Origin of the sequence: Bacillus sp. FSL E2-0195 (genome assembly GCF_038003645.1) — a bacterium.
GTDB classification, from domain to species: domain Bacteria; phylum Bacillota; class Bacilli; order Bacillales; family Bacillaceae_G; genus Bacillus_A; species Bacillus_A mycoides.
The window spans coordinates 4818415-4834947 of record NZ_JBBOPN010000001.1 but is presented as its reverse complement, the minus strand read 5'-3'; the positions used below and the strand labels follow the sequence as shown (position 1 = coordinate 4834947).

Below are 16533 nucleotides of genomic sequence, written 5' to 3'. Positions count from 1 at the left end.
CTTCCAGCTTACGAGTTACTTTCAATTTGACGACCATTTTCTTCTTCAGTGTCCTGTAATAGATTGAATACATCTGCTAGACAGAATGCGATAAACCAAGTCCATAGACCGTGGAAGAAAGCTGAGCTTAATTGAAGTGGTAATGTATAGTTTGTCATTGAGTAGGAAATACATCCACCAACGATTCCGATCATTGTTAATAACATTGTTTTTTGAGCATTTTCTTCTGGATTGAAGAGGAAGAAAATGTATCCGCCTAAAATTGAAGCGCTTACAAGGGTTTCGATTCCATTAAAAATGATATTCTCTCCAAGCTCTGTGTTTGTCCAGAAACAGATCACGCCGCCGACGATCGCAAATAGGACAGCTAGTGTGTATCGTATATATTGATTCATATGTTCATCTCCTTATGTAATAAGATGATTTGGAAGTCAAAAAGGTAGGTATAGTATATTGAAGTGAATTTTAGTTGTACGTATCTTTTATAAAAAGATCAGTGAAGAATAACTAAGATGATCGGTTTTTTTAAACCGTTACGTGTATGGTGTCTGAAATATACCCGACTGCTCGTTTCTTTTTGCTTATAAAAATAAGAGAAACTTCCAAGTCTATATACTCTTTTTTGTAAGTCTAGTTTTATTATAACATATTTAGTGATACAATAATAGAATTATCTGATTTTGTAATAAGTGTAAAAAATAAAAAACGCAAGGAATTGTAGTTCCTTGCGCCTTTTTATATACGTTTGAAACGGCCGACAATTTCAACTGTTTCAGTAATGTTCATAAATGCTTTATTATCCACTTGGCGGATAATACGTTTCATTTCGCCCAACTCGTAGCGAGTTACGACAGTGTAAATCATTTTTTTCTTATGGTTTGTATAGCCGCCGACAGCATCTACCATTGTTACGCCACGTATGCCGTGATGTAATAGTGAGCTTTTTATTTCCTCACCTTTTTCTGTAATTGTCATTATCGTTAATTTAATATGTTTTGTATGCACGGCATCAATTACTTTGCTGACTACAAACCGACTAATTAACGTATAAAGCGTAATATCCCATCCGAAAATAAATCCTGCTGCAACAAGTAAGATTAAGTTGAATCCAAAGATGATTGCTCCAATTGAAACATCGCGATGTTTCGCTACAATCAATCCAACAACATCAAAACCACCTGTTGAAGAAGCAAATCGGAATATGATTCCTGAGGCAGCACCGCAGATGACACCACCGAATACAGAAGACAGCAAAATATCATCTGAAACTTGGTGTACTGGGATAATGTTCATCGCTAAAGATGATACAGCCACAAAGTATGCCGTTAAAAAGGTTGTCTTCTTTCCTAAGTAAAAGTGACTTAAAATAAGAAGCGGAATGTTTAGTAAAAAGATAAGTGCTCCGATATTGTAGTGCATTAAATAACCGATAATCATCCCTACACCAGCGAATCCACCGCTAATCATATTATGCGGGATAAAAAACATATTCATAGAAATTGCATACAAAATAGAAGCTATAAAAATAACAACTAACTGTATGATGAATTCTAAATGAAATGTTTTAGCTGCTGGGAAGGATAAAAAGGCGGTGTCGGGAACGTAATCGGCGTCTCCTAGTTGACCCATAGTATGTTTCATCTCCATATTCATTTTTGATTACAAGAAGAGAATAAAGCTTTTTTCAAAAACTGGCAATAGTTTTATTATAATGCAAAAATTTTATAAATTTCTAACAAATTAAACCTATTCAAAGATACGTGTGAATATACTAAAGAAAGCGGATACATTAGTTTTCTAGCATAATTTTTTGAGAAAATATGCAAAAAAAATTTTTGAGAACAAAAGGAAATAGAGAATGTTTGCTGAATATGCTAAAATGACTTTATTAAGGATGTGAAGCGATGGAATTTTTATTGCAGGATGCAATTCTATATATATCGTTTGTAACGACAGCGCTTTGTGTATTAGAAGTCTTTTTTCTTGCTAACGTTTCTCGCTTTGTGCGTCAGCAAGCATCGAGCGGTAGACAGAGAGCTTTTAAACTAGTAGATACGTGTGAAGAGGGTACAAGAAATGTACCGCTATTTTCTATTTTTTATAAATATGGAATGATTCGTTCTGTCCGCAGACAAGAATCGAGTGGAGAGAGTGACGAGGTAGGTCCGTATACACCAATGTTTCGCTAATTAATTACGAAACATTGGAGGAATGAACATGTTAAAATCATACCGAGCTAGGCTCATTAGTTTATCATTATTACTTGTTTTTGTTTTATCTGGCTGCAGTAATGCAGGCACAATTGATTCACATAGTACGGGAATTTGGAACCATTATTTCGTATATCCAATCTCATTTATGATTCAATTTGTTGCTCATCATATACCTGGAGCTAGCTTCGGGATTGCCATTATTATCATGACGCTCGTTATTCGTTCAGCAATGATTCCATTAGCTGTTTCGCAATATCGTAGCCAAGCGAAAATGAAAAAAATGCAACCTGAATTACAGAAGCTGAAACAGAAATACGGTGATGTGGGTAAAGATCTTGAAAAACAAAAGCAGTATCAAAAAGAAATGTCAGAACTAATGAAATCAGGCGGTTGGAATCCGTTAGCTGGGTGCTGGCCAATCTTTATACAAATGCCGATTTTCTCTGCTTTGTATTATGCGATTAGCCGAACTGAAGAGATTCGTACATCTTCATTTTTATGGGTGAACCTAGGACATGCAGATCCATATCATATATTACCGATTATCGCAGCGTTAACAACATTTATTCAAATGAAGGTGTTCCAATCAAATGTAACGCCTGGAGAACAAGTTCAAATGCTGAAAATACAGCAAATTATGATGCCTGCAATGATTCTATTTATGGGATTTGCGGCGCCATCAGGACTGGTGCTGTATTGGATTACAGGTAACTTATTTACAATGACACAAACAATTGTATTAAGAAAAGTAATGGAACGTGAAGAATTACAATTACAAAAAGCTTAGAAAAACGCCGCTCGTGATGAGCGGTGTTTTTTATTTAAATCGTTAAGGAAATTTTAAGAAACCAACATTACTATTGGCATTGTATACGAAAGTGTACATGCTTTAGAACTATGAAGGAGGAAATTTCCTATGAAGAAGAAAACAGTTGGGTATGTAGCAATTGCAGGTGCTTTATCATTTGGAATTATAGGAGGAGCTTGCATACCAGCGTTTGCGGCAACGAATACTCCAGCGGCCGAGCAAGTTACAAAAGGAACTGCGAAGAAGAATTTAGATGAGGCTACAAAACAAAAAGTAAAAACGATTATGGACGATACAAAGAAACAGTTAGAGGAACTAGGTGTGAAACTTCCAGAGAAGGAGAAACGCAAAGACATGCTTGCGGACTTAGATGAGGCGACAAAAGAAAAAGCGAAGTCGATTCTAGAGCAAGAAAAATCCGGAAAATTAACTCGCGAACAAGCAAATGAGGAATTAACAAAGCTAGGCGTGAAATTCCCAGAGAAAGGTAAGCACAAAGATATATTCGCGAATTTAGATGAGGCGACAAAAGAAAAAGCGAAGTCCATTTTTGAGCAAGAAAAGTCCGGAGCATTAACGCATGAGCAAGTGAAAGAGAAATTGAAAGAATTAGGCGTAACGCTTCCAGAGAAAGGGAAGCACGGTGACATGTTCGCGGATTTAGATGAGGCGACAAAAGAAAAAGCGGAAGCAATTTTGAAGCAAGAAAAGTCTGGAACACTAACTCGTGAGCAAGCAAAAGCGAAGTTGAAAGAACTAGGTGTGAAATTCCCAGAGAAAGGGAAGCACGGTGATATGTTCGCGAATCTAGATGAGGCGACAAAAGAAAAAGCGAAGTCTATTTTTGAGCAAGAAAAGTCCGGGAAATTAACTCGCGAGCAAGCGAAAGAAGAATTGGCAAAACTAGGTGTGAATCTTCCAGAGAAAGGGAAGCATGAAGACATCTTTGCAAACTTAGATGAGGTGACAAAAGAAAAAGCGAAAGCGATTCTAGAAAAGGAAAAGAAACAATTAGCAGATTTAAATGTGGATCTTCCAAATCATAAATTTTTTATGAAAAAAGATGAAAAATAATTGAACTATGTAGTATCTTTCGTGTGGGCAACCGAAAGGTACATACGACAAATGCGAGGACCGATTTCTGTAAGCAGAAATCGGTCCCTTTTAATGATTCATTGAAATTCTTTTCATTGTTAGTATGTATCCAAAGATGCAGTAGAAGATTGCAAAACCGATAAACACTTCAGTATATTGGTATTTACCTAATACGTAGAAGGAAGCAGCTGGTATAATAGCTACCGCTAAAATGCTATAACCAGGATACTTATATCGATACATGATAGCGAATATAAAAGAAAGAACAGTAGCGATGATACAAAAAATAGCAATCATTATTAGTACACCTCCTACATGAATTATACCATTTTTAGGGAAATAGAGAAAAATGGTAACTTCTGTTATAATATAAGAAGAGAAATGTTTCTTATGTTATATAAAATATATATTGATTTTTTCTAACAATTCAATATAATGAACAATAACTACAAAATTCGACATCAAGAAGTGATGATGAGGACATGATCAATTTTTTACGATTCTCAGAGAGGGAAGCCTTTGGCTGTGAGCTTCCTAATACGAGAAAATCGATTACCACCTCTGAACTGCAGCAGTGAACGGATACCTAGTAATTGCTTGCCGGCAAAAACCGTTATTTGGACTTGAGAAATTGGTGAAGTGTGTCACTTTACGAATTGAAACAAGGGTGGAACCACGAATACAACACTCGTCCCTTTTTTAGGGAGGAGTGTTTTTTTATTTTATTTTTGCATCACACTAGTATTGGAAGGAGGATACGCAGCATGCATCATGATGAGAAAAACAAAATTGGTTTAACAGTAGCACTTTCTATCGTAGTAGGAACTATTATTGGGTCTGGTGTGTTTATGAAACCAGGGAGCGTATTAGATTACTCAGGGAGTTCTAATATGGCAATCCTTGCTTGGGTAATTGGTGGTCTGTTGACGTTAGCAAGTGGTTTAACAGTAGCCGAAATTGGAGCGCAAATTCCGAAAAATGGTGGGTTGTATACGTATTTAGAGGAGATTTACGGAAGTTTTTGGGGGTATTTATCTGGCTGGATGCAAACAATTGTTTATGGACCAGCTATTATTGGAACGTTAGGTTTGTATTTTAGTTCTTTAATGATTAATTTTTTCTATTTAGATAAAGTCTGGAATTTACCAATCGCAATTGGAACAGTTGTGTTCCTAGGCGTTATAAATAGTTTGGGAACAAAATATGGGGGCATCGTCCAAACGGTTACGACAGTTGGGAAGATGATTCCAATTATATTAATTGTTGTGCTAGGGTTTTGGAAAGGGAATAGTGATATCTTCAACGTAGTTGTACCGATATCAGAAAATCAAAGTATCGGGATGGCAATTTTAGCAACTTTATTTGCCTATGATGGCTGGATTTTGCTTGCTTCTATTGGCGGAGAAATGAAGAATCCAACAAAGTTATTACCGAAGGCAATGACAGTTGGGATTTTAATTGTAACAGCTGCTTACGTATTAATTAACTTAGCGTTACTAAATGTATTACCAGCAGCGAAAATTGTAGCCCTTGGAGAAAACGCAACGGCGACAGCTGCGGGAATGTTACTTGGAGAATATGGCGGGAAAATTATTAGTATCGGTATTATCATTTCTATTTTCGGTTGTTTAAATGGAAAGATTTTAACATTCCCACGTATTCCGATGTCGATGGCAGAGCGTGGACACCTTCCGTTTTCTAAGTTTATTGCAAAAGAAAATTCGAGATTTAAAACACCAGCGAATGCGATTACTGTTGAAATCATTTTAGGAATTATTTTAATGCTTATTAGTGATCCGAATAAGCTATCCGAGATTTCCGTATTTATTATTTATATTTTCTATGTAATGACATTTATAGGTGTCTTCATTTTAAGAAAACGTAACAAGAATAAAGAGCGTGCATATAGTGTACCGTTATTCCCGATTGTACCAATCGTTGCGATTTTAGGATCGTTGTTTGTACTTGGAAGTGCAATTATTAACGATCCGGTAAGCTGCTTCTTATCAATTGGAATTGTATTTACTGGACTTCCGGTATATTGGTACTTAAATAAGAAGAAAGAAACTGGAGTTTAATGATTGAAGGGCAGGCGTATTATACGCCTGCTTTTTTGCTATAAAAAAATTTGTACTTGCGTCCACTTTCTCTTTTGGTTACTATAATGGTAGTAACCAAAAGAGAAAGTGTGGGGAAAGGCTTGAATTTTCGTGTATATATTTTAGCTATTGCGGCTTTCGTAGTCGGAACGGTTGAGCTAATTATAGGAGGAACGCTTGATTTAGTTGCTAATGATTTAGGTGTGTCGATTAGTGCAGCTGGTCAGCTTATTACAATATTTTCAGTAGTATTCGCTCTATCAGGGCCGGTTTTATTAGCATTAACAGGCAAGTTTGAAAGAAAGAAATTGTATGTTGTGGCATTATCAATTTTCTTAATTGGAAATATCATTTCGGCATTTAGTGTGAATTACGAGATGTTAATGTTCTCGAGAGTAATTTGTGCAGCGAGTGGTTCGCTTATTATTGCACTATCGGTAACACTTGCTTCTAGTGTAGTAGAGCCGCATTTTCGTGCGCGTGCAATTGGAATCATTTTCATGGGTATTAGTGGATCACTCGTACTTGGAGTACCACTAGGTCTTGTACTCGGAAATGCATATGGATGGCGTGCACCATTTGTATTAATTTCAATATTAACGGTTATGGCGATTGCTTGTATTTCATTATTTTTAACGAAAGTACCAGCGACATCGGTATTATCAATAAGAGAACAAATTGCTACGTTAAAGGATAAAAAAATTGTAAGCGCACAGTTAACATCATTTTTATTTTTAACAGGTCATTTAACGCTATACGCATATTTAACACCGTTTTTAAAAGATGTCATGCATGTTGAAGCAAATTGGATTAGTGTGTTTTACTTCATTTTCGGAATTGCGGCGGTACTTGGAGGCGGCCTTGGCGGCTTGCTTGCTGATAAATGGGGATCGAAGAAAAGTATTATTTCCATCATTATCGTATTTGCATGTGCAATCTTTATGTTGCCGATGATGACATTCTCATTCCCGCTTTTCATTATTATGATGGGGCTTTGGAGTATGCTGAGCTGGGCAATTTCGCCAGCACAGCAAAACTATTTAATTGAAATTGCGCCAGAATCAGCTGGTATTCAGCAAGGTTTAAATAACTCTGCACTTCATTTAGGAATTGCACTTGGCTCAACAGTGGGCGGAGTTGTTATTGAGAAATCATCTGTTATATATAACGCTTGGGTAGGCGGCGTTTTCATTATATTGGCACTACTTTGTGCGATTTTCTCTATTACGAGAGGACGTTCGAATCAGCTTACGAAAGAAGAATCTATCATTTGATAGGTTCTTTTTTGTGTGAAAAATTGCAGGGGTTAGTAGAGAAATGGAGAAGGGAGTATATAGCGAGGTGATAGTATATGGAGTCTAATTTTTCAATTATTGGTTTTCTAATTTCTTTAGTCCCATTATTTCTTATTATTTTTGTATTTAGATGGATTCGTTTCATCTATCAAAATTCTGAGAAACAAGTAGAGCAAAATGAGAAGATTATTGAGCTTTTGATGGAGATAAAGGAGCAAAAAAAATCGTAAAATGAACGTTCTGTATTTACAAATCAAAACCATCCGAAAAACCAACTACATAAAATTGAATTAGCGAAAGCGTAAAAAAGAGCTGTACCAAATGAGTATGTAAAACTCCGTTTGGTACAGCTTTTTTTGTATGAAAAATTATATTATCTATTCAAATGGTAGAATCGATTTTTGGATTTGTTAATACCTCAACTTCATCAACAATTCCTTAATTTCCTCATCCTGCATAAAGAGATCATGGTGCTTCTCTGTAATCTTCGCAAGTGCAACGTCATGATAGAAGAACTCCGTAAAGAACTTCACGAAAGGTTGTGACATTGTTTTCATCGCTTGCCATGATTCTTGCTCTACACCAGCAAATAAAATTTCACTATCGTCAACGATGAGTAGTAAATAACGCTCTAATGCGTTAGGTTCTTGAGCTGGGATTAAAAAATGCATGTTTTCTAAGTCAGTTTCCACTTTTCCAACTATGAGGGACTCGACTTGGACGCCTTGTTTTTCTTTTTGTTCTAGTAAAGGAAGATATTCTAAAAGGGTATCGTTCCATGCGGAGATGCGTATGGATTCTTTCGCATCTTCTATAAGTTGCCTACTTTGTACTTTAATAGAAGACTGCATTTTTAAACTCCAAACGCGGTCATCTGTAAATGATTTTTTAGAAATATTATTTTCAAGTTCTTTAATATTAGATTGGAATTCTGTCGTTAACTTTTCAATTGCTAGCTTGAGTGGTAATGCTGTATACAATTTTTTCTTTTCAGAAACAGAATCCATTACCATCCCTTTATCAATGAGTCGTGCTAACACTTCGTATATTTTTGCTTTTGGAACACCTGAATGTTTAACGATAGTTGTTGCATCTAATGGGTCATTGCTTGATACGACAACTTCATAAGCTTGGCTTTCATATTGTGAGAAACCGAATTTTTGTAGCATAGTTCCCTCCGAACGAATGAGATTATATGTTAAGGATAATGAACTATTTGTTTTTACACAAGTGTTGAGATAACAAGTAGGTTGATTGAAATGAGAATAAATTTCAATTTTTTAAACTATATGGATTGAGCTTTCCGATTTATCTATTATACTTAATATAATGATTAATGCGATTGAATTTTACCGAGAAGGGGATGCTTGAGGGAATATGTTGAGAAGTTTACGTTTAAAAATTGCAGTAGTATTTTCGGTACTTATTTCTATGATGTTTGTAATATTAGGTACAGCTGTGTATCAATTGCAAAAAGAGAAAGAAACGCACTCATTAGACCAGTATTCTGAAAATACGATGGATCTTGTGACAGAGCAGTTAACTGCATTTATGCAGCGAATTGAAGAAGATATGGGTCATTATGGATCTCATGATGATATTCAAAACATGCTAAAAGATGGGGTTACTCCAGAAGAAGAGAGTTTTATTTTAAAGGAATTTTCAAGGTTTAAAAAGAATCATCCTGATATTTTAGATGTCTACATTGGGACGAAAGATAAAAAAACGTTGAGTGCAAATCTTGCAGATGGTGGGACAGTTCCAGAAGGATATGATCCGACGAGTCGCCCTTGGTATAAAGCGTCAGAAGCAGCTACAGAATCGACTATTTGGGGAGAACCACAATATGAAATCGCGACGGGTAAGTTAAGTATTGGAGTTTCAAAAGCCATTGTCGGACAAGATGGTTCTGTGTTAGGTGTTGTAGCAATGGATGTATCACTAGGAACGATTCAAAAGCTACTCCATAATATTCAATATAATAATGGCGGAGAAATGTTTGTTATAAATGATAAAAATATTGCCATTGTGTACCCGGAGAAAGTAGGAAAAGATGTTTCGAAAGAACCACTTGTTAAAAGTTTAAATAAAGATGAAACGAAATTTGCGGCGGCGACATTAGGTGGCAAAGATGTAGTAGCCTATAGTCAATTGTTTGATAAGATGAAATGGAAAATCGGGATTGTATATCCGAAAGAGTCCATTGATAACTTACTAATAGAAACAAGAAATACAGTTATTATAATGGCATGTATAAGTTTATTGATTGGAATATTAGCTTCATATGTATTCTCAAGAAGATTAGCAAGACCATTGCAACTATTAACAAATCACGTTCAAAAAGTAGCAGAAGGTGACTTAACGTTGCAAATGAAAGTGACAAGTAAGGATGAAGTTGGAGAACTGACAAATCATTTTAATCATATGGTTGAGCAAATGAATGAAATGGTAAGTAAAATTAAAAATAGTGTATCGACAGTACAGAAATCGACTCACAATCTGCATTATTTAACGAATGAAACTGTAGCAGCTAGTAGAGAAGTTTCAGGTGCAATGGATGATGTGAGCGGAGGCGCGTCTACTCTTGCTAATAGTGTAGAGGAGGTTTCAGCGCAACTTGAAAATATGGCGCAGTCGATGGGAGAAATGAATAGTTCCGTTGGTGAAATAAAGGGAGTGACTGGTAAGGCGGAAGAAGCGTCTAAGCAGGGACTCAATACGATGCGAAATTTAGTTCGTACAAGAGAACAATCATCTTCTATCGTTGTTCATACGGAAGAAGCGTCCGGTAAGTTAGAGCAAAGGGTTGGATCGATTCAAAATGTGGTAGAACTTATAAAAGGTCTTTCGGATCAAACGAATTTACTGGCTTTAAACGCTTCAATTGAAGCAGCACGTGCAGGTGAGCAAGGTAAGGGCTTTGCTGTTGTTGCGGAAGAGGTTCGGAAATTAGCTGAACAATCAAAAGAGGCAACGGGTGAGATTACAATAATGATTAGCGATGTGCAGTTAGAAGTAAAACGAGTTGTAGAAGTTGTAAGTAAATTGAAAGACATTGCGGATATACAAAATAAAGTTACGACAGAGGCGGAGACAGAATTCCGCACAATTATGTCAGTTGTAAATACTATTAGTACCTCAGTTGAAAAAATTGTAGAAGAGGTAAATAACATAGGTCACGAGCAAGAAGAAATTACAGAAGTTATGCAAACAATTGCTAGCACGAGTCAAGAGAGTGCGGCTGTTTCTGAAGAGGTAAATGCAGCAACTGAGTCACAAGTGAATCATTTAGAAAAAGTAGCTCATACGATGGAAAGTTTGACAGAGAATATGCAGGACTTAGAAAAATTGATTGAGCAGTTTAAAGTAGAAGAGTAACGTATTAGTAAAATGATGAGAATTTCGGTAAAATAGACAATGGATATATAAGAAGCAGTAATAGGAGGAAGATTATTATGGCAATTGTTGATGTATCGATTATTCCAGTAGGAACAGGTAACCCAAGTGTTAGTGAATATGTAGCAGAAGTACAAAAGGTCCTAGAGAAAAATGCTGATCGCGTGAAGTATCAATTAACACCGATGAATACAGTAATTGAAGGAGATCTTCCTGTCATTTTAGAAGTCATTCAACAAATGCATGAAGTTCCATACACGAAAGGTGCACAGCGCGTTGCGACAACAATTCGTATCGATGATCGCCGTGATAAAGTAAGTACGATGGAGAAGAAATTAAACTCTGTTCGATCAAAATTATAAGAAAAAGCAGCGATCTTCGCTGCTTTTTTCATATAGGAGGAAAATAAGATGAGTGAAAAGTTTAATGAGCAGTTTGATGGCTTGCTAGAGAAATACACGGAACTATTACTTGGAGAGAGCAACGAAGAGCGAAAAGAGCAGGTACAGAAATGGGCACTTTATTCTTATATGGCTAAGACGATGCCAGCTTTAGTGAAACATTGGAATGAGACGTATCCAGATGCAAAAGAAGAGATGGTACAGTTAATTACGAATATTAAAAAGCTGAATGATGAGAAGCGAAATGAGAAGTAAGAAGGCTTGAGATAATGTTACCTCAAGTTTTTGTTATTAATATCCTTATATAATTTACATGAAATATAAATGGTTTTGTGAGCATGTCGAATATTTTCGGCATGCTCATTTTTTCCCTAGTAAACCCGTTTTTTCTGAATGTCGAAAAATATTTTCTTTATATTTATAAACGAGAATATAGGGTTTTAAATGTTTTGATAGTATTTTATAAATTATCTAAATAATTATTTGTATCAAATAATTTTAAACAATGATATAATTTTGAAGAGGGGTAAAAAACAGATAAATTATAGTCGTAGGGGTGAATTACATGGAACAATTAATGCGAAATTCGTTTCTTTTCTTATCTAAAAATAAAGCGCTAACAAAACTGGCTAAAAAGTACGGTTTACGCTTTGGTGCAGGTCGCTTCGTCGCAGGGGAAACGATTGAATTAGCGACAGCTGCAATTAAAGCATTAAATAAGCAAGGTCTTTGTGTAACAATCGATTATTTAGGTGAATTCGTTGATAACGAAGCGGAAGCAAATGAAATGGCTAGCGAATCGATTGAAGCGATTCGTGCAATTGGAAGAGAAGGTCTTAATTCGCAACTTTCTTTAAAGATGACTTCTATGGGATTAGATATTTCTGACGAAATCGTAATGAACAATATGCGCCGTATTTTAGAAGCTGCAAAAGAAAATGGTGTGTTTATTACAATTGATATGGAAGACTATACGCGCTGCGGAAAAACAATTGATATCTTTAAACAATTAAAATCTGAATACGATAATATTGGTACAGTTATTCAAGCTTACTTATATCGTACAGAAAAAGATATGGAAGATTTAAACGCTTATAATCCTAATTTACGTCTTGTAAAAGGGGCCTATAAAGAACCTGAAGAAGTAGCGTTCCCGGAAAAGAAAGATGTAGATGACAATTATAAAAAAATTATTAAAATGCACTTATTAAATGGAAATTACACTGCAATTGCTTCACATGACGAAGCGATTATTGAATATACGAAAAAACTTGCGGAAGAACACAACATTCCAAGGGATCAATTTGAATTCCAAATGTTATTTGGTATTCGTACAGAGCGTCAACTTGAGCTAGTAAAAGAAGGTTACAAAATGCGCGTTTACGTGCCTTATGGAAACGACTGGTATGGCTATTTCATGCGCCGTCTAGCAGAACGTCCAGCAAACGTTGCGTTCGTATTAAAAGGTATGATCAAAAAATAACCAAGGAGAAAATACTCCTTGGTTATTTTAATTGCTGAAATGCGTAGTGCGCCATTTTCTTCGTATCAGGATATAGCTGCGTACGAGTAGAAGATAACACGACGTTAATGACGCGTTTACCGTCTTTTTCATCAACTGTTACGACTGTGTATTTTCCGAGTGCTGATAAACCGCTTTTACTTCCAATCGCATATGGATCATCATATAGTTCTTCCCGTCCATAGTTTGCGATTTTCGGAGAACGCTCTGAAGTATGTAGTGTTGTATGTATTGAATTCATATATTCTAAAACGATCGGATACTTCAAGGCTTCTTTCGTAATAATAGCAATGTCATATGGTGATACTTTATTTCCAAGTGCATCAGCACCGCTTGCGTTTTTGAAAGTCGCATGTTTTGTCCCAAGTTCCTTCGCCCTAGCGTTCATCATTTTCACAAACTCATTTTTTGATCCTGCGATATGTTCTGCAATTGACTCAGCGATTGGGTCTGCACTAATAATAAGCATAAGTTTTAATGCCTCATCACGTTTTAATTTTTCACCCGCGCGAAGCTTAATCTTCTTACTTTGACTTTCCGTTTTAATCGCATTCTCTGTAACCGTAATTTCTTCATCTTCTTTCACATTTTCTAGTAAGAGTAAGGTAGTCATCATTTTCCCTATACTAGCCGGATAAGAGCGTTCATCTTCCCGTTTTCCATACAAAATTTCACCTGTGTCTGCATCGATTGTAATCCCGTATTGCCCATTAATGTTAGGCTGATCTGCTCTTACAACTTGTTGCCTTTGTGCATAAGAGAAGAAAATCATCCCTGTAAATAGTGTGGCAATCATTACAATCATAATTATTGTTCGTTTCATCGTCGTTCCCTCTTTTGTTTTCCATATGTACAAATAAATTGGGCAGAAAAAGCAGCCATTAATCATTATGCCACGTCCTCTGCCCAAAAATATAGCGTTATTTTTCGCCCATATTATGCTTCTTATATTGTTGGTTATTACTTTGACGCCCTTTTTCAACACCGTGATTATGCGGACCTGCATTTCCAGTTACACTTGCTGCGCTAATTCCAGCTTTTGAAGGGTTCTTCTTAAGTTTTGCCATATATATTCCTCCAGTTTCGTCAGATTATAAAAAGGAAAAGTGCATTTTAATGAAGAAAATACACATGTATAGCATAGCCAAATGAAAGAAATATATTTATTTCAGAAAATTTTATCAATAAATATATTGCGAAAATTCAAACTGTATCATATATTTATTAGTAGAGGCTCACTCATTGATTGCGACTCATGTCGAAAAATTGAATGAGCATTCATTCAAGAATAGGGGGAGAAATGGATGTTCCAAATTAAAAAGGCTGCTGTTCTAGGTTCAGGCGTAATGGGTTCAGGAATTGCGGCACACTTAGCTAATATTGGTATTCCGACATTATTGCTTGATATTGTACCACCTGCGCTTACGAAAGAAGAAGAGGCGAAGGGACTTACATTAGAACATAAAAGTGTGAGAAATCGTTTTAGTAATACGGCTGTGCAAAAACTATTAAAGCAAAAACCAGCTCCTCTGACAGTGAAAGGAAATCTAGCACTGATTGAAGCAGGTAACTTAGAAGATGATCTTGAGCGTCTAGCTGATGTAGATTGGATTATCGAAGTAGTAGTTGAAAACTTAGATATTAAAAAGAAACTATTTGAAAAAGTAGATGCCGTTCGTAAAGCGGGTTCTATTGTAAGCTCGAATACGTCAGGCATTTCAGTAGAAAAAATGGCAGAAGGTCGTTCAGACGACTTCCAAAAGCACTTCTTAGGAACACACTTTTTTAACCCACCACGATATTTAAAACTTCTAGAGGTAATACCGACGAAAGAAACTGATCCACAAGTATTAAGCTTCATGAAACTATTTGGCGAAGACGTTCTTGGAAAAGGCGTTGTTATCGCAAAAGACACACCAAACTTTATTGGAAACCGCATCGGTACGTACGGTTTATTAGTAACTCTTCAAGAGATGATAAAACGCGGCTATAGCATTGGGGAAGTTGATTCTGTAACAGGCCCACTTATTGGTCGCCCGAAGAGCGCAACGTTCCGTACATTAGATGTTGTTGGTTTAGATACATTCGTACACGTTGCAAATAACGTATATGAAAACGTACAAGAAGAAGAGCGTGATGTATTTAAAGTACCAGCTTTCATGCATGACATGCTTGATAAAAAATGGCTTGGAAGCAAAACAGGTCAAGGCTTCTTCTTAAAACAAGGAAAAGAAATTTTAGAACTAAATCCTGAAACGATGGAATACGAAGCTCGCAAAAAATTAAAAGCTGCATCTATCGAATTAAGTAAACAAGAAAAAGGTTTATCGAATAAATTGAAAGCGCTTGTATACGCGAAAGACCGCGCAGGAGAGTTGTTATGGAACATCATCACACCAACTCTTTTATACTCTGCAAAACTTCATAAAGAAATTGCTGACGATATCGTTGCAATTGACCAAGCGATGAAGTGGGGCTTCGGCTGGGAGCAAGGACCATTTGAAGTTTGGGATGCAATCGGCGTTGAAAAGTCCGTTCAAAAGATGGAAGAAAACGGCGTAGTTGTTCCGACTTGGGTGAAAGAAATGTTAGAGAAAGGTTTCACTACTTTCTACAAACACGATAACGGAGATAGCTACTATTACGATAATGGCGAATATAAGCTAATCGAACGTAATAAAAAGGCAATTTCTCTTAAACAATTAAAAGCGAAAAATGGCGTATTAAAGAAAAATAGCGGAGCGAGCTTAATCGATTTAGGCGATGGTATCCTTTGCTTAGAATTCCATTCGAAGAGCAATGCAATCGGTATGGATATTACGCAAATGATTAACTACGCTGTTGATGAAGTAGAAAAGAATTATAAAGGTCTTGTTATCGGAAACCAATCGAAGAACTTCTGCGTTGGTGCGAACCTTGCAATGATCTTAATGGAAGCACAAGATGACAACTACTTTGAAATTGAGTTGGTTGTGAAAAACTTCCAAGATGCAATGACGAAAATTAAATACTCTTCTAAGCCAGTTGTAGCGGCACCATATGGTATGACGCTTGGCGGAGGTACAGAAGTTTGTTTACCAGCAGCGAGCATTCAAGCTTCTAGTGAGACTTATATGGGCTTAGTAGAAGTAGGTGTTGGCTTAATCCCTGGCGGAGGCGGTAACAAAGAGTTATACATTAAACACTTAAACAAAATGGCAAACGGTGTAGAATTTGACTTACAAAAAGTTGCGAATAAAGTATTCGAATCTGTAGCGATGGCGAAAGTTTCTACATCAGCACAAGAAGCTGTATCGAACAACTTCTTAGGCGATAAAGACGGTATTAGTGTGAATGGTGATCACTTACTATATGATGCGAAACAAAAAGCACTTTCTTTATATGAAGCAGGTTATAAAGCACCTATCCGCAAAAAGATACCAGTTGTTGGTGAGACAGGATATGCAGCGCTTGTACTTGGTGCAGAGGCAATGCATTTATCAGGTTACATTTCTGAACATGATCTGCACATTGCGAAGAAACTGGCATATGTCATTGCGGGTGGAAAAGTGCCGTACGGAACAGAAGTTGATGAGCAGTATTTATTAGATGTAGAACGTGAAGCATTTATTAGCTTAGTAAGTGAGATGAAATCACAAGCAAGAATGCAGCACATGCTTGTAAAAGGAAAACCATTACGTAACTAATAACGAGGGGAGATATCG

Annotated in this window: 17 protein-coding genes and 1 other annotated feature; of the genes, 11 read left to right on the top strand and 6 right to left on the bottom strand. The window is 36.4% G+C overall.

Annotation, left to right across the window (positions count from 1 at the left end):
• Window positions 1–8: 8 nt before the first annotated feature.
• Complete coding sequence (locus MHH59_RS25145; RefSeq protein WP_002034640.1) at window positions 9–395, bottom strand: DUF3938 domain-containing protein; 387 nt, start codon at window positions 393–395, stop codon at window positions 9–11.
• 340 nt (window positions 396–735) lie between these two features.
• The gene (locus MHH59_RS25140) at window positions 736–1629 is read right to left on the bottom strand and encodes a YitT family protein (RefSeq protein ID WP_000530031.1); all 894 of its coding nucleotides are present in this window, start codon (window positions 1627–1629) and stop codon (window positions 736–738) included.
• Window positions 1630–1904: 275 nt separating this feature from the next.
• Between MHH59_RS25140 and MHH59_RS25135 the strand changes: the two genes are divergently transcribed.
• The 3 genes from MHH59_RS25135 to MHH59_RS25125 all read left to right on the top strand — a co-directional run bounded on the left by MHH59_RS25135 (window position 1905) and on the right by MHH59_RS25125 (window position 4095).
• Window positions 1905–2189: a hypothetical protein gene (locus MHH59_RS25135; protein ID WP_002015967.1), complete on the top strand. Its 285-nt coding sequence runs from the start codon at window positions 1905–1907 to the stop codon at window positions 2187–2189.
• A 28-nt stretch (window positions 2190–2217) separates the two neighbouring features.
• A complete protein-coding gene (gene yidC / locus MHH59_RS25130) occupies window positions 2218–3000 on the top strand; it encodes a membrane protein insertase YidC (protein WP_002015966.1) in 783 nt (260 codons plus the stop codon).
• A gap of 129 nt (window positions 3001–3129) precedes the next feature.
• Window positions 3130–4095 (top strand): hypothetical protein, encoded by a 966-nt coding sequence (locus MHH59_RS25125; RefSeq protein WP_002129785.1) that lies wholly within the window; start codon window positions 3130–3132, stop codon window positions 4093–4095.
• A gap of 90 nt (window positions 4096–4185) precedes the next feature.
• Here MHH59_RS25125 and MHH59_RS25120 read toward each other — a convergent pair whose 3' ends face one another.
• On the bottom strand, window positions 4186–4413 hold the full coding sequence (locus MHH59_RS25120; protein ID WP_002015964.1) for a hypothetical protein: 228 nt from the start codon (window positions 4411–4413) through the stop codon (window positions 4186–4188).
• A 165-nt stretch (window positions 4414–4578) separates the two neighbouring features.
• Window positions 4579–4815 (top strand) — a binding site (T-box leader).
• Between the two features lie 65 nt (window positions 4816–4880).
• Here MHH59_RS25120 and MHH59_RS25115 point away from each other — a divergent pair.
• The 3 genes from MHH59_RS25115 (at window position 4881) to MHH59_RS25105 (ending at window position 7740) form a co-directional block, all read left to right on the top strand.
• Window positions 4881–6194 (top strand): APC family permease, encoded by a 1314-nt coding sequence (locus MHH59_RS25115; protein ID WP_340852647.1) that lies wholly within the window; start codon window positions 4881–4883, stop codon window positions 6192–6194.
• A gap of 110 nt (window positions 6195–6304) precedes the next feature.
• Entirely contained in the window at window positions 6305–7489 is a 1185-nt protein-coding gene (locus MHH59_RS25110; protein ID WP_078177968.1) for an MFS transporter, read from the top strand.
• A gap of 77 nt (window positions 7490–7566) precedes the next feature.
• Window positions 7567–7740, top strand: coding sequence for a hypothetical protein (locus MHH59_RS25105; protein WP_002034605.1), 174 nt, complete (start codon window positions 7567–7569; stop codon window positions 7738–7740).
• 180 nt (window positions 7741–7920) lie between these two features.
• Here MHH59_RS25105 and MHH59_RS25100 read toward each other — a convergent pair whose 3' ends face one another.
• Complete coding sequence (locus MHH59_RS25100; RefSeq protein ID WP_002034606.1) at window positions 7921–8679, bottom strand: TrmB family transcriptional regulator; 759 nt, start codon at window positions 8677–8679, stop codon at window positions 7921–7923.
• Window positions 8680–8887: 208 nt separating this feature from the next.
• On the opposite strand from MHH59_RS25100, the gene MHH59_RS25095 reads away from it, so the two are divergent.
• The 4 genes from MHH59_RS25095 (at window position 8888) to MHH59_RS25080 (ending at window position 12790) form a co-directional block, all read left to right on the top strand.
• Entirely contained in the window at window positions 8888–10888 is a 2001-nt protein-coding gene (locus MHH59_RS25095) for a methyl-accepting chemotaxis protein (protein WP_340852643.1), read from the top strand.
• Between the two features lie 77 nt (window positions 10889–10965).
• Window positions 10966–11268: an MTH1187 family thiamine-binding protein gene (locus tag MHH59_RS25090; RefSeq protein ID WP_001018862.1), complete on the top strand. Its 303-nt coding sequence runs from the start codon at window positions 10966–10968 to the stop codon at window positions 11266–11268.
• A 48-nt stretch (window positions 11269–11316) separates the two neighbouring features.
• Window positions 11317–11562 carry a YusU family protein gene (locus tag MHH59_RS25085; protein WP_001290599.1) on the top strand — a complete coding sequence of 82 codons (246 nt, stop codon included), beginning with the start codon at window positions 11317–11319 and terminating at the stop codon, window positions 11560–11562.
• Between the two features lie 310 nt (window positions 11563–11872).
• Window positions 11873–12790 carry a proline dehydrogenase family protein gene (locus MHH59_RS25080; protein ID WP_002089421.1) on the top strand — a complete coding sequence of 306 codons (918 nt, stop codon included), beginning with the start codon at window positions 11873–11875 and terminating at the stop codon, window positions 12788–12790.
• 22 nt (window positions 12791–12812) lie between these two features.
• Here the strand turns inward: MHH59_RS25080 and MHH59_RS25075 are convergent, their stop codons facing one another.
• Both MHH59_RS25075 and MHH59_RS25070 read right to left on the bottom strand, forming a co-directional pair.
• Window positions 12813–13652, bottom strand: a complete 840-nt coding sequence (locus tag MHH59_RS25075) for a D-alanyl-D-alanine carboxypeptidase family protein (RefSeq protein WP_147739970.1) — start codon at window positions 13650–13652, stop codon at window positions 12813–12815.
• A gap of 97 nt (window positions 13653–13749) precedes the next feature.
• Window positions 13750–13896, bottom strand: coding sequence for a YuzL family protein (locus MHH59_RS25070; RefSeq protein ID WP_002034611.1), 147 nt, complete (start codon window positions 13894–13896; stop codon window positions 13750–13752).
• A gap of 237 nt (window positions 13897–14133) precedes the next feature.
• On the opposite strand from MHH59_RS25070, the gene MHH59_RS25065 reads away from it, so the two are divergent.
• A complete protein-coding gene (locus MHH59_RS25065) occupies window positions 14134–16515 on the top strand; it encodes a 3-hydroxyacyl-CoA dehydrogenase/enoyl-CoA hydratase family protein (RefSeq protein WP_033730843.1) in 2382 nt (793 codons plus the stop codon).
• Window positions 16516–16533: the final 18 nt, after the last annotated feature.